Annotated in this window: 6 protein-coding genes; 2 read left to right on the forward strand and 4 right to left on the reverse strand. The window is 66.5% G+C overall.

Annotation, left to right across the window (positions count from 1 at the left end; all coding sequences use genetic code 11):
• The coding region (locus PMI15_RS19070) for a POTRA domain-containing protein (protein WP_007873038.1) at positions 1-699 on the reverse strand (699 nt) is incomplete at its 3' end.
• 370 nt (positions 700-1,069) lie between these two features.
• Between PMI15_RS19070 and PMI15_RS19075 the strand changes: the two genes are divergently transcribed.
• Together PMI15_RS19075 and PMI15_RS19080 are read left to right on the forward strand one after the other, a co-directional pair.
• A complete protein-coding gene (locus PMI15_RS19075; protein ID WP_036840011.1) occupies positions 1,070-1,780 on the forward strand; it encodes a response regulator transcription factor in 711 nt (236 codons plus the stop codon).
• Positions 1,781-1,848: 68 nt separating this feature from the next.
• Entirely contained in the window at positions 1,849-3,756 is a 1,908-nt protein-coding gene (locus PMI15_RS19080; RefSeq protein ID WP_007873040.1) for a sensor histidine kinase, read from the forward strand.
• 88 nt (positions 3,757-3,844) lie between these two features.
• Here the strand turns inward: PMI15_RS19080 and PMI15_RS19085 are convergent, their stop codons facing one another.
• From PMI15_RS19085 to PMI15_RS19095, 3 genes are all read right to left on the reverse strand, one after another.
• The gene (locus PMI15_RS19085; protein WP_007873041.1) at positions 3,845-11,011 is read right to left on the reverse strand and encodes an MBG domain-containing protein; all 7,167 of its coding nucleotides are present in this window, start codon (positions 11,009-11,011) and stop codon (positions 3,845-3,847) included.
• Between the two features lie 21 nt (positions 11,012-11,032).
• A complete protein-coding gene (locus PMI15_RS19090; RefSeq protein WP_238541156.1) occupies positions 11,033-11,899 on the reverse strand; it encodes a 2OG-Fe(II) oxygenase in 867 nt (288 codons plus the stop codon).
• Positions 11,900-12,152: 253 nt separating this feature from the next.
• On the reverse strand, positions 12,153-14,777 hold the full coding sequence (locus tag PMI15_RS19095; RefSeq protein WP_007873050.1) for a filamentous hemagglutinin N-terminal domain-containing protein: 2,625 nt from the start codon (positions 14,775-14,777) through the stop codon (positions 12,153-12,155).
• Positions 14,778-14,973: the final 196 nt, after the last annotated feature.

Raw genomic sequence — 14,973 nt, forward strand, 5'->3', positions numbered from 1 at the left:
GCGCCTGCCGTAGTTGTCGGCCACCACGCTGCCGCTGTAAGGCTTGGCGGGGTTGACTTCAATCAGCAGCTCGGAGGTGCCCACGCTGGCGCCGGGCTGCAGCGTGGCGCGCGAGGTGCTCACGCCGGGTGTGTCCTGCAGCAACAGCAGGCCGCGGTCTATCTGGTCGCTCTTGATGACGTCGCCGTCCTTGACCTGGCCCAGGTAGGCCTGCGCGCGCTCATCGCTGAGCAGCGACTGGTTGTTGATCTTGTGGCTGGAGATGCGGCCTTCGATGACACGCAGGGTGACGGCGCCGTCGGTGATGTCCTGCGCGGGCAGAAAGGCCCGGGCCACCGCAAAACCCTTGCTGCGGTAATAAGCGGTGATGCGCCGTGCGGCGGCATTGAGCTGGCTCAGCGACTGCTCCGCGCCGACCAGGCTGGCCACCAGGGGCTGCAGCTCCGCCGTGGGGATTTCCTGGTTGCCGGTGATGGCGATGGACTTGACCAGCACCTTGGCCTGGCCCTGCTGGCTCAGGTCGGGCGATTCCTCGATGCGCTGCAGCGGCGCCGCCTGCTGCGGCGGAAGTCCCGGCGCCTGGCGCAGGTCGCGCAGCACCTGGCCGGCATCGGGCGGCGTCTGGGCCCAGGCGCCGCCGTGCGTTGCCAGCAGGATTGCCGAGGCCAGGGTGGAGAGGGGCAAGGAATTGATTTTCATTGTTTCATTTCGATTTAGCGCTCACGCGGCAAAAAGCCGCCATCCCCCAGGGCTGCCTGCCGCGTCATCCCGGCATCCTGCGATTTTTGTGCATCCCCCGGTCAAGGCGCCATACTGCCAATGCAGCAGATGCGCCGCTCCCGCACTGTCGCAGAGCGCGGCCAGCCTGTATGTCCCTATTTTTAGGGACATGCCGCCCAGCCCCGCGAACATTGGCGAAATGGTAAGGGCAATCCGGGCCTTATAGCCTTGAGTCCGGGTTACAGATGACATGGAAAAGGTCCCCGCATGGTAGCCAGGCTCACCGGGTTTGCCTGTAGCGCAAATGCGCTACGGAGCCCCACCCAATCCGTCGCACAATGACAGCCTGATGCAAGCATCCAAGCCCCCCAAGCAGGAAACCCCCGCGGCCGAAACCGGGCCGCGCATCCACGTCGCCATCGTCGAGGACGACCTCGGCTTTCGCAGCGCCCTGGCGCGCGCCCTGCAGGCCGCGCCCGACATGCGGCTGGCCGGCACCGCCGGCACACAGGCCGAAGGCATCGCGCTGCTGGACGGGCCGCCGGTGGACGTGCTGCTGGTCGACCTGGGCCTGCCCGACGGCTCGGGCATCGAGGTGATACGCGCCGCCGCGCGCCAGTGGCCCAGCTGCAGCATCATGGTCAGCACCAATTTCGGCGACGAGACGCATGTGATGCGCTCCATCGAGGCCGGGGCGGCCGGCTACCTGCTCAAGGACAGTTCGCAGGCCAAGATCGTCGACGAGATCCGCAGCCTGGCCAGCGGCGGCAGCCCCATCAGCCCCATCATCGCGCGCCAGGTGCTGGCGCACTTCCGGCAAAATGCCGCCCCCGCGGGCGTGGGGCCGGCCGGCGACGAGCCGCAGCTGCTGTCGGCCCGCGAAAAAGAAGTGCTGGACTTCATCACCAAGGGTTTCACCGCGGTGGAGATCGCCAAGCTCATGGGCCTGTCGCATTTCACGGTGCGCACTTTTGTGCGCCGCATTTACAGCAAGCTCAAGGTCACCTCCAAAGCCGAAGCGATTTACGAGGCCAGGAACCAGGGGCTGCTGGCGGAGTAGGCGGGAATAAGCCCGTGATTTTTCCGACACAGCATTCATGGCGGCACGCGGGCCGCCTGCTGCCCGCGATGGCCGCGGCGCTGCTCGCGGTGCTGGCCGCCCTGGCGGCGCTGAGCGCCTGGTCCGAGGGCGCCACCCACACGCATTCACAAGGCCTGCACATCACCGAGGCCGAATGGCAGGTGCTCGACGCCCCCCGCTTCAGCGCCGCGCCGCCCACGCAGGACAGCACCGCCCTGCCCGCCGCCTGGCAGCCCGCCGGCCTGCCCCATGCCCTGCCGGTGTCGCTGCTGCGCCAGGCGGCCGCGGCCGCGCCGGGCAGCACGCGCACCAGCTGGTTCAGGCTGTCCACCCAAGGGCTGGACGCCGTACACGGCCCGCTGGCGCTCTATGGTGCGCGCGTGCGCACCGACGGCACTGTCGCGGTGTATGCCGACGGGCAACTGGTGCATGCGGCCCAGCAGCAGGGCCCGCTGTGGAACAGCTCGCGCACACCGCTGTGGGTGCCGCTGGACAAATCCGCCGACGGCAAGCCGCCGCGCGAAATCCTGATTCGCCTGGAACACACGCGCGCCAGCCAGGTGGCGCTGTCCTCGCTGTGGCTGGGCCCCGCCGATGCCCTGAGCTGGCGCCATAGCTGGCGGCAGTGGCTGCAGCTGGAATTGCCGGCCATGTTCAGCGCAGCCTTCCTGGCCGTGGGCATCTTCGCGCTTTTTGTGTGGCTCAGGCGCCGGCACCGCACGGCCTATTTGCTGTTCTTCGTACTGGCGGCAACCTCTTTCCTACGCGGCCTGCACTTCTACATCGGCTTTCCCATCGCCAACGACTGGTTCGCCTGGCTCACCGTCAACTCGCTGTTCTGGCTGGTTGCCACCGTGCATGTTTCCCTGGTCGTGCTGCATCGCCGCCGGCAGCCCTGGCTGACCCGCGCCTTCATCGCCGTGACGGTGCTCATGGGCCTGCTGACCCTGCCGGTCATCGCCACCCTGCCCAACACGCCCAGGGTCACGCCGCTGATCTACGTGGTGGCGGCGCTCATGGGTTCGGCCGTCGCTCTGGCCGGAAGCATCAACGCCTGGCGCGCCCGGTCGGGCGAAGCCATGCTGGTGGCCGCGGGTGTGGCCTTGTGCACCGCCTTCGGCGCGGGCGACTGGCTGCTGCAGAACAACTTCATCAGCCCCGAGGGCTGGTACCTGGGCGCCTGGACCAATGCCATCACCTTCAGCATCTTCGGCACGTTGATGTACCGGCGCTATGTGGGCGCGATTGTCGAAGTGGAACGCGTCAACGCCGGCCTGGCCGAGCGCCTGCGCGCGCGCGAGGCCGAGCTCGAGCTGAGCCACCAGCGCCTGCGCGCCGTGGAGCGCCGGCAGATGCTCAGCGAGGAGCGCCAGCGCATGATGCAGGACATGCACGACGGGCTGGGCTCCACGCTGATCAGCGCGATACGCTCGGTGGAGCATGGCGGCATGAGCGACAGCAAGGTCTCGCAAATCCTCAAGGACTGCATGGACGACCTCAAGCTCGCCATCGACTCCATGGAGCCGGTGGAGGCCGACCTGTTGCTGCTGCTGGCCACGCTGCGCTTCCGGCTCGAGCCCCGGCTCGAGGACACCGGCGTGGCCCTGCTGTGGGAAGTGCAGGAGCTGCCCACCCTTCCCTGGCTGGACCCGTCGAGCGCGCTGCACATCCTGCGCATCCTGCAGGAAAGCGTGGCCAACATCCTGCGCCACACACGGGCCACCGAGATTCGCGTGGGCACCGGCGTGGAAGGCGACGGGGTACAGGTCACCATAGATGACAATGGCCAGGGCTTTGATGTCGAAAGCGCGCTGGCCGAGGCCCACGGGAAAGGCCTGCACAACCAGCAGCGGCGGGCGCAGATGCTGGGCGGCAAGGTGGCCTGGGAGTCGGGGCCGGCGGGGACGCGGTTTACCCTATGGTTGCCGCTGGAGTCCGCTTTTCGTGCGCGCTGAGGCCTCTTTCCCCTTCTCCCTCAAACCCATTCCCCGTTCGCCCTGAGCTTGTCGAAGGGCTTCGACAGGCTCGGCCCGAACGGTGGGCTTATTCCTCGCCTGTATTGCCGGCTTCGGCTACGGCAGCGCTCAATGCGTCGCTGGGGTTGAGACCACCGCCTCCCAAGCCGCCGCCGCTACCACCCGAACCACCCAGGGCAGCCACGTTATACAGCGCGCTGGTATACGCATCACCCGCCGAAGAGGCGCCGCCGCCCTGCCCCGCCGGGGCAGCCGGCGCGGTCGGCACCACCGGCACCACCACCGCAACCGGGTTGATGGTCAGCACACCGTTGACATAGTTGAGCGTGTAGTTGCTGGCGCTGTAGCCGCTGGCGGTGATCGCGTAGCTGCCCACGGCGCTCGCACCCTGCGAACTGCCGCCGTAAGCCAGCGCGCCGCCCAGCACAGCGGCCGTATCCCCACCCGCAAATCCACTGAAGCTCACGCCGTTGCCGCCGGCATAGGGTGCCGCACCCACGGTCCTGCTGTCGTTGTTGGCGGTCACGCTCAGGTTGGCCTTGGCGATGTCGGCCGTCGTCGTGACCGGTGCCGCCGCGAGCTGGTAGTTGCTGGCAAGCCCTGTGCCGTTGGCGAGCGTGTAGGTGGCCGTCACGGTCTTGCCGGTGCCGGCGTTCGCATCGGCAAAGCTGGCACCCGTGGAATTCAAGGTCAATGCCTCGCCATAAGCCATGCCCGTCAAGGTGCCGATATTGCCCAGGGTCGCCGCGGCGCTGCCGTCATAGGTTTTATTGTTCGCGGCCATGCCCGTCACGCTCACCGTGGCTTTGTTCACCGTCAGCGTGCCGTTGGTGTAGGCGATGCCGTAACCCAGGGCCGCGGCCAGCGTGCCCTGCGTGATGGCGTGTGTGCCCGCGGAGGCTGCCGAGCCCGTCGGCGCGGCCAGCAGGCCCGCCAGCACGCTGCCTGCCGTGTCGCCCGCCACCAAGCCAGAGCCCACGGTGTAGCTGAGCGTCGGGTCGGCCGCGCCGTACACCTTGGCCTGGTTGTCGCCCGTGACGTTGATCACCGGCGTGACGCTGTAGACCATGCGGTTGCCGCTGATCGAGGTCATGGACGCATCGGTGGGCGCATTGGCCGCGTAGGTCCGGCTGAAGGCATTGCCGGTGGAGGCAAAGCCGCCGAAGGTGTTGGCCGTCGGGTCGGTCGAATACACCAGGAAGCGCCCTGCCCCGGGGTTCAGCGGCGTCGCGCCGGCGTTGTTGATGAAGTTGCGGCCGGCGGCCAGCACCAGCGAATCATTCGCCGCGCTGCCGGAAGTCACGGTGTTGTTCAGCGTGATGTCGCCGGTGGCGCCAGTCGCCCGCACCAGCACCTTGCCGCTGGTGGTCAGGCCCGCGGTGTTGACCGTGCCGATGGCCAGCGCGCCGGCCTGTGCGTAGTCGACATTGCCGGTATTGCCCGCCAGGGTTGTTACCGCATTGCCCGCGTTGTTGAGGGTGTGCGTGCCGCTGCCCAGCAGCTCCAGGCCGGTGGCGGTGATCGCGGCGGTCTGTGTGCTGGTGCCGGCGGTGCTCAAGGTGAGCTCGCCGGCCGTCAGCGCGCCGTTGATGGCGATGTTGCCACCCGTGGCGATCAGCTTGAACTTGTCCTGGGCATTGCCAAAGGCGCTGTCAACCGTGATGCCGGCGCCCGATGAGAGGCTGACCGTCTGCGCGGACCCGGCGTGGGTGCTGATACTGAGGTTGCTGCTGCTCAGCGCATTGGCGGCGGTGACGCTGATGTCGCCGGCAGCGCCGGCGCCTGTGGTCGCCAGCGTTTGCAGGCCCGTCACATTGGTGCCCAGCGCGATGCCGTTCTGTGCGGACGCGTTGAGCGTGGTGCCGCTGATGTTGTTGGCGGCGCCGTTGGCATCGGTGATGGCGCCGGCCGCGGCGCTGAGGCTGACCGAACTGCCCGCCACCGTCTTGACCGCCAGGCTGCCGGCCGTGGCCGTGACGTTGACGCCGCCCGCCGCGAAGATGTTCTCCAGCGTGCCGCCGTTGGCCAGGCTCAGGTTGACCTGCGAGGCGCCGCCGGCTCCCACTGCACTGACAGACGTGGCGGAAACCCCCACCGCGCCGGCGGGGCTGGCGCCCACGTTGCCCGCACCGCCGTCGAGGTAGACCGAGCCACCCGCCGAATTGCTGATGTGCGGGGCTGCGCCGCTGGCCACAATGCCCTGCGAGCCCTTGATGCGCACCGCCGCCGTGCCGGCGGTGGTACCGGTAGCCGTGCCGCTGCTGGTGATGCCGCTTGACGCCAGCGTGACCGTGCCGATGTTGTCGACGTCGATACGGCCCGTGCCGGTATTGGTGAGCGAAGTGAGCGTGGTGTTGATGCCGTTGCGCAGCACCATGTCGCCCGAACTGTTGTTGGTGGCGGTCAAAGCGCCAATCTGGTTGCCGGCGTTGTTCAGCGCCATGCCGCCGGTGCTCGTGGCTTGAAGTACGGCGCCGACGATGGTCTGGGTCTGCGTCAGGGCGCCGCCGCTGTTCAGCGTGACGGCATTGCCGCCGGCGTTGATGCCCGTCATCCCGTCGACCGTTCCCACGGACAGGGCAGAGGCGGAGCTGACCTGGAAATCGCCCCCGTACGAGCGCCCGCTGACCTGGCTGATCTGGTTGCCGGCGTTGCTCAGGTTGACTGTTTTTGCGTCGGCGTTGAGATTGGCGACGGTCAAGGTCCTGTTTTGCGTAATGCCCGGGCCTGAAGTGCTGCTGTTGGCCAGGCTGAGGGTCTGCGTGTTGGCCATGTTCACCGCGCTATTGCCGCCGACCTCGATGCCGCCGGTGAAAGTGCCGCCGCCTATCGCCAGCACCGAAGCGGTGATCAGGTTGAGTTCGCTGTTGCTCAGGTTGAGGTAGTTGGCTTCGTCTACTCCCACAAGCGAGATTTGCCGGGTGGTGGTGGTCGGCGTGATCACCGTGCGGCCGCTGCCCGAGTTGACGGTGTTGTCAATCCTCATCCGGTCGCCGATCAGGTTGATCTGCCCGCCGGCCGTGCTGACCGTGGTGCCCGTGATGCCGACGTCGAAAGACGAGGCCGGGGCCGGCGCGGGAACGCCCGAGCCCCTGAGCGTGATGCTGGCCGCGCCCAGGCCTGTCAGCGTGCCGGCCTGCAGGTCCAGGGCCCTGACCCCGGAAGCGGAAATCGCGCTTGAAGTGCCGGTGACGGTGATATTGCCCGTCGAACTGGCGGCACCCGCGAGTACGACCCCGACCAGATTGGTTGACGTGCTGGCTGAAAGCACCGTGCCCGTGATGTCCAGCCCACCCGTGCCGGCGATGATTTCGGACGACATACCGGTGGACAGGCCGGTGCCGGCGCCGGTGAAAATCTGGCCGCTCTGGATGACGCCCACGCGGGTATCCCCGCTAAGCACGACCTTCTTGCTCGCACCCGACTGCACTTTGCCGCCGACCGCCAGGGCGGTGCCATCGAAGTGCACCTGGTTGTGGAACGTGCCCGAGACCGTCACATCACCACCGGTACTGGACACGATGGCGCCGTTAGCCAGTTCGCCCCCCATGCTGTTCTGGCCGGTATAGGCGCTGATGGCCTGGTTGCTGCTAAGGGTACCCGTCAGGCTGATGTCGCCGGCGCTGGTGACCTGGGTGCCTGAATCGAGGCGGAAGCCGCGCTCGACCCGGCTGCCGGTGGATGCCCCGCTGACGTTGCCTGTGATGCTGATGGCCCCGGTATCGCTGGTGATGCTGGAGTTGGTCACGACCAGGCCTGCGGCCGAGCCGCCGGTGGCGCTGGCGCCGCCGCTGGTCAGGCTGCCGCTGAGGGTAATGGTGCCGGCACCGGTGGTGGTGATATTGGAACGCGTGGCACCGTTGTTCACGATCTCCAGGGCGTGCGTATCGCTGTAGCCCGCCGCGCTGAGCAGCACATTGCCGCCCGCCGCGCTGACCGTGCTGCCCAGCACCTGGATGGCGCCATTGGCGGCCGAGAGGCTGACACTGCCGCCGGACGCGCTGTTCTGGATGCCATCGCCCAGGCCCAGGTCGGTCACCACCACCCTGCCAGTGCCGGTGTGCGAGAGCGCGATATTGCCGCTGCCGCTGTTGACGGCGCTCAGGCGCGCCGCATCAATCGCCGCCGCACCGCCCACGCCGTTGCCTATACCACCCGCGGCCGACATTTTCAGGTCGCTCGCGCGCAGCGACGCACCGCTTTGCACATTGATGGCGCCGCCCGATGTGACGCTCAGGCCGGACAGCATCTGGGTCGCGCCCACGGACGCATTGAAATTCGTGGCCCCGGCACTCGTGGTGCTCAGCGCGTTCGCGCCATTGACCGTGTTGGCAAAGGTGATGGCGCCGCCGGTGCTGGCCAGGCTGGCCGTGCCCCCGACCGTCACCGCGCTGTTGAAGGTTTGCGAGCCGCCGGTCTGCAGCGTGCCGCCCAGCAAACTAATGCCGCCGGTCGCCGTCAGCGCCAGCCCGCCGCTGAAGGTTTGCGTGCCCAGGTCTATGCTGCCGCCGTCATTGATCAGCGCCAGCGTGCCCGAGTAGCTGGGCGCCGTGGGAAAGGCAAAACCGCTGCCATAACGAAAAGCCATGTCTCTCACGCTGCCGCTGCCGTTCACCGTCACGCCACCCGTGAAGGTATTGGCCGATGTGCCCAGCAGCACGTCCTTGCTGCTGCCGTTCAGGGTGAAGGTGGAGGCGCCGGCCACGCTCAATGCGCCAGTTTGCGAAATCGAACCGGTATTTGAGGTCGCGGCCAGGCTGCCGCCCACGCTCGAAGCGCCCAGCACCAGGTTGTTCACATCCTTGACCACCACGGCATTGGCGCCGGTATTGTTGAGCCCGACCGCGCCAGTAAAGTCGTTGCCGGTGTTGCTCAGGTCTATCGCGCTCGCGCCGCCGTTGACCGTCACCGCGCCCGCGCCGGCGGCCTGTGTGATGGCGCCCGTCTGCGTGATGTTGCCGCCGCTCAGGTTCAGCGTGCCGCTGCCAAGCGACAAAGTGCCCAGCGTCAGTGAGCCGCTGCCGGAGGTGATGGCGACATTGTTCGCGCCAAGATTGGTGACGCTGACCGCACCGGTGAAGTTGTTGGCGCCGGTCAGGCTCACCGGGCCCGCACCGGCACTGACGCCGGTCGTGCCGCTGACCGCGAGGGTGCCGGCGGTTTGCTGGATGGCCGCATTGCTGGCCGCAAGCGTCAGGTTGCCGGTCGCCGTGAGGTCCTGGTTGATATTCAGGCCGTTGGTCGCGCTCAGGCTGAGGTCTTTGGCGCTCAGGGCGCCGCCCAGGGCGATGGAGCCGCCCGACAGGGTCAGGTTGCCGGCTCCGGTGTTCAGCGCGCCCAGCGTCAGCGTGCCGCCGCTGGCCGCCAGGTTGACGTTCTGGTTGGCGCCCGTCAGGGCCAGGGTGTTGAGGGTGAGGTTGCCGGTTGCGCTAACGCTCACATCCTGGGCGGCGGTGATCATCGCGTTGCCGACGGCCGAGTCGCTGCTGAAGTCGATCTGCCCGCCACCGCCCGTTCCCTGGGCGGTCAGGCTCAGGGTGCCTATGGCGCCGCTGGAGGCGTTCAGGCGTATTCGGCCGTTGCCCGTATTGCCCGCCGACGCGGTGACGTTGCCGTTGCCGAAGACCATGACGTTGGCGGCGGAGTTGGGGTCGCTGCCCCGGATGTTTGTGCCCGCGTACAGGTCGAAGGAGCTGGCTCGCCAGTCCACGCCGCTATTCACGATCAGTTCACCCGTGGTGGCTTTCAGCTTCAAGCTGCCTGCATTGATCTGCCCCAGGTCGCCGATACTGCCGCCGGCCGTCATGTCTATCGCGCCGGTGTTCGTGTTCAGGGTTCCGCCGCCGGTGATGTCGCCGCCAGCATTGGCCGTCAGCGCCAGGGCGCCGGAGGAGGAAGTGACATGGGCATTAAAGCCGATATTGCGCCCGGCATTGAGCGTCAAGCCTGCCGCGCCGCCGGCGTTCTTGCTGATGTTCTGGTTGATATTAATGTCGCGCTCGGCGGTCAGTGTGAAGGTATTGCTGTCTGTCCGGTTGATGGCCTGATTGACATGGATGTCGCCGCTGCCGGCCGTTCCCATGGTGAAGGTGGAGATTTCAAAATTGCCGCCGCTCAGGGCGGTCTGGACGGCGGTGGCCGACATGTCGCCCCCGGCGGAAATCGTGAAGTCGTTGGGGTCTATCAGCCATTTGCCGGTGTTGCCGGCGGAAGCCAAGGTGGTGACCCGGGCGCTGTCTGCCACCTTGACATGGGCCGCGCTGGTTTCAATAAAACCACCGTCACCGCCTGTGGGCGCCGAGGCATCGAGCGTACCGCCGACATTGACGGTTCCGGTTTCCATATCGCCCATCAGCAAAATGCGGCCGGCCTTGTTCTGAATCGTTTTGGCTTCAATGACACCCGTGTTGTTGACCGTGGCCGTGGTCAGGCTGTCCATGGCCTTGGCCGACAGCAGCACCTGGCCGCCGTTAGCCTGTATCAGCTGTTTGTTCTCTGCCAGCGCCTTGATCGCGCCCTGGTCGATGCTGTAGCCCAACAAGGAACCGTTGTCGAGGTTCAGCGTGACCTTGTTGCCAGCCGCCAGCAGCGCGGTGCCCAGGCTGGCCGTCATCACACCTTCGTTGCGCACCTCGGGCGCCAGCAAAGCGAGGTAGCCACCGGGCGCGGCATTCAGCGCTCCCTGGTTAACGACCGAGCCGGAACCACCCGAACCGGTGAACACATGATTGCCGGCCATAAAGTCGGCATTGCTCATACTCAGCGTTGAAGCGACCAGGCCGCCCACATTGACCTGCGAACCCGCGCCGAACAGCACGCCGTTGGGGTTCAGGATAAACACCTGGCCGTTGGCCGTGAGGCTTCCGAGCAGCTCACTCGGACTGCTGCCCGTGATGCGGTTCAGCGCAATCGCCGCCGCATTGGGCTGGCTGAATACCAAAGCCTCGTTCGCCCGCGTCGACAAGTTGGTCCAGTCAATTGCCAGGCGCTGGCTTACCTGGTTGATCGTCGTGGCATTGCCCACCGTGGCGACGCTGCCCGAACCCGCGCTCACCGTGGCATTGGCCGCGTCGGCGGCATAAGCAGGCATTCCCCAGGAGGCTCCGGCCAAAGCCAGGGCGGCGGCAACAAGGCGTGGGCCGCTTGTGGACTTGCCGCGCCCCCTGGCGTTTTCAGCGACGGCCACCCAGCTGTTGCTGACACGGCTCCAGACAATGCGGTAAATGCAGTTCATGTGTGATCCTCGGTATCTTTCTCAAGCGTCCTGGCTTTGCGCGACAGGGATGTGTGGGGAGGCGGCCCGGGGATGCCGCCATGCCCGGTCGCGGAACCATTGGGTGGCAATCCATTTTTCGCCCGCAAGCACGGCTTCGCCGCCATGCAGGGTGCCGCTGTTGTTGCCCGGGTCGGGGTAGGTAAAAAACAGGGCGCTGCCTTTTCGCGGTGCAATCCGCATGCCAAGGTTCGCAAAATACGTGGCGCCGCCCGCTTCGGGCGCCCTCAGGTAAAGAATCAGGGTCGCCAGGCGCTGGCCGCCCTGGGCCTCAACCATGTCCTGGCCGAAAAAATCGTAGTGCGGCCGGTAGTCTTGGCCCTGGGCATAGCGCTGCAGCTGCAGGGTCTCGCAAAACGCGCTGGGCCAGCCGGTCAACCTTTCTATACGGGCTTCCACGCGCCGGACGAGTTCCGACCCAGCGGCCGGCAACTGCGCGCTGTCGTTGCTGCGGAAATGGGCAGCGTGCACCGCGTCTTGATGCGGATCCACCACGGTTGCCGGTGCAAACGCCGGCCGGGCCTCTTCGCACAGGCCGTCGCACTCTTCGGAAGAAAGGAAGTTGTCCAGCACCACGATGCGCGGCGCGAGCTGCTCAAAGGTGACCACCGCATCGGCGCCGGGCAAATGCAGCACCGATTGTTTTGCCGAGGTGTCTATGGCGGGAAGGCGGCGCGTGATGTGCGGCGGATCGTAGCTCAGCGTTCCGCCCTCGCCTTCACTGCGCAACACGGCGTCGACGATTCTCACCGCCATGGGTACGGAGTAAGCCTCCTCCACCGCCAGCTTTAATACCAGGCCGGTATAGCTGGTGCCGGCGGCATGAAGCTCGCGCACATAGTGGTTCAAGCGCCCGTCATATTCCACGCCGTTTTATCCCTCGTTTCCCATTTTTTTCCGGTTTCGCCCACAGCCCATGGCGGCGCAGCTGTCCCGGGCCGCCGGCATGGCGCAAAAATGCATGCTATAGGCTTATAGCTTACCGCCTGCGTCAAGACCTGGGCGCTAGGCAGACCCTAGGTTTGTAGTCCGTTTGAGCGACAAAAAAAGGCGGATCTCGCTGGACAGCGGCGGGCGCTTGATTTAGGAAAACTTCAGCGCATCAGGAACCCAAGGGCCTTGCAGCACGGCAAGCCCCTTGCAGCACGGCCAGGGCCTGTTTGCCAGTCTCGTCGCCCGCCTCCGCCTCAGCGGCGGACAAGGCCTCGGCCATGGCGCAGGGGTTCTGGCCAGCCTGGGCATTTGCCGGGCGGCCAACGCCGGCCAGATAAACCACGGCGCTGCGGTAGGCCTCGTCGATCAGGAACACATCGCCCCTGATGGTCAGTGTGCCGCCCGTGATGTCAAACCCCTCCTGGCCGGACCAGGCGCCGTAGATGCCGGGGCTGATGCCGCTGGCGGCCGTGATGCCCGCCGCGCCAACGCCCGACTGCTGCGCACCGTTAAAGGCCACGCTGGTATCGGGCAACGTGAGCGGCTGCAAAAAGCCGCGCAGCAGCGGGCCGGTCTGCCCCTCGTAAATGCGCCAGGTGGCCGTGGAGCCGCCCTGCGTGGCAATGTCCCAGCCGCTGAAGGTGGCGGCCCGCGTCATCTCGCCGCTGGACTTGCCGGTGCCGCCCGCGCTGCCGGCCTGGCCCGAGCTGTCGATGTCCCAATAGCTGTCGCGGGTCACCGCGGTGCCGAACTCCTCGCCCACCAGCCCGCCCACCATGCCGGTGGCGCTGACGCGGCCGGTGCTGTAGGCACGTGTGATGATTCCATCCAGCGAACTGCCGACCAGGCCGCCGACCCGGTCATTGCCCGTTACGGCGCCGCCGGCGTAGGCATCGGTGATGCCGCCGTCGCTGAGTTCGCCCACCAGGCCGCCGACATAGTCGCTGCCCTGCACGGCTGCCGTGCTGTAGACATTTCTGAACGTGGTGCAGCAGCCCTGCCCCGCGATGGCGCCCACCCAGTCGTTGCCGGTGATGCTGCCGCCGACCAGGCCCAGGTTCTGGATGCTGGTGCTTTGCGTGATGCCGAACAGGCCGACAAAGTTGTCGCCCGGGCGGTTGACGAAGAGATTGCGTATCCGGTGGTTCAGGCCGTCAAAACGCCCCTCGAAGACGTTGAGCGCGCCTATGCCGCCCAGGGGGTCGAAGCCCGCGCCGGCATTCCAGCTCACCGTGTCGCTCGCGTCGATGTCGGCGCCCAGCACATAATTGCCGGTGAGGTTGCCGTTGATGCCCTGCAGGTCGGTGCCCGTGGTGCTGCCGGCCGCCCCCAGGCTGGTGATGACTTTGTAGGGCTCGGTGACGCCGTCGCTACCCAGCCGGGTGCTGAAGTTGTCGCCGGCCCGCAGGTTGACTGTCGCCCTGACGTTGTACCTTGCAGTGTTCCCCGCATTGACGGCGCCCAGCCCGTACTCCAGCGCCAGCTTGCCGTTGGCATGCTGCGAGGTGATGGAGGCGTTGATGTTGATGTTGCGCCAGGCGCTCAGGGTCAGCGTGGTGCCGGCGTTCCAGGTGACCGCCGCGTTGACGTGGATGTCGCCGGCCTCGCTGCCGCCCGCGTTGTTGGTTGCCAGCGCGACGTTGCCCAGGTTCAGGTTGTTGCCCAGCGTGGTTGCACCTATGCCGCTGCCGGTCAAGCCGCCGCCGCCCGCGGCGACGGTGAAGTCCGTCGGGTCAATCAGCCAGCCGCCGTGGTTGCCGCTGGCGGCCAGCGTGGTGATGACGGCGCCGTCGGCCACCTTCACGTGGGCCGCGCTGGTTTCAATAAAACCACCGTTGCCGCTATTGGGTGCGCTGGCGTCCAATGTACCGCTCACATTGACGGTACCGGTCTCCATATCCCCCATCAGCAAGATGCGGCCAGCCTTGTTCTGGATTGTCCTGGCTTCAATCACGCCGGTGTTGTTGACTGTGGCCGTGGTCAGGCTGTCCATGGCCTTGGCCGAGAGCAGCACCTGGCCGCCGTTGGCCTGAATCAACTGCTTGTTCTCGGCCAGTGCGTTGATGGCGCCCTGGTCAATGCTGTAGCCCAGCAGGCTGCCGTTGCCCAGGTTCAACGTTATCTTGTTGCCTGCAGCCAGAAGCGCAGTGCCTAGCGAGGCCGTCATCACCCCTTCGTTACGCACCTCGGGCGCCAGCAGCGCCAGGTAACCTCCCTGCCCCGCATTGAGTGTTCCCCGATTCACGACGGTACCGCCCGAACCCGTGAACACATGCCTGCCCGCCATGAAGTCGGCATTGCTCATGCCAAGCGTCGAAGCCACCAGCCCACCTACGTTGACCTGCGAGCCCGCGCCAAACAGCACGCCGTTGGGGTTCAGGATAAATACCTGGCCATTGGCCGTCAGGCTGCCCAGCAGCTCACTCGGGCTGCTGCCGGTAATGCGGTTGAGGGCAATGGCCTGTGCGCTGGGCTGGTTAAAGACCAGTGCCTCGTTGGTGCGGGTTGACAGGCTGGTCCAGTCAATCGCCAGGCGCTGGCTGGCCTGGTTGATGGTGGTGGTATTGCCCAGCGTGGAGACACTGCCCGTGCCGGCGGCAACACTGGCATTGGTTGCATCGGCGGCCCTGGCCTGCGGCACAAGGCAAACCAGCGCAAACGCCAGGCCGGCCATCCCCAGGGAAACGGCCGTCTTGCCCCGGCCCCTGGCGTTCTCCGCCACGGCGACACAGCTGTTGGAAACCGGGCTCCAGACCAGGCGATAGATGCGGTTGATGCTGGCGTGGCTTTTCATGATTCCTCCTTGCCTGCCAGCGATGGTATGCCTCTTGGTGCTGCTCGCCCAGAGGTGGAACATTACAAATGCAATGTTGGAGCCGGGTCTTGCTCCGGCAGAGCGCGCTCTTCCTCCTTCTTCTTCTGCTTAGTCCTGCTGGCCGGGACTCGCCCCGGCGGGCGACTTACTTTCTTTTGCTTCGCCAAAAGAACGT

Origin of the sequence: Polaromonas sp. CF318 (assembly GCF_000282655.1) — a bacterium.
Taxonomy (GTDB): domain Bacteria; phylum Pseudomonadota; class Gammaproteobacteria; order Burkholderiales; family Burkholderiaceae_C; genus Polaromonas.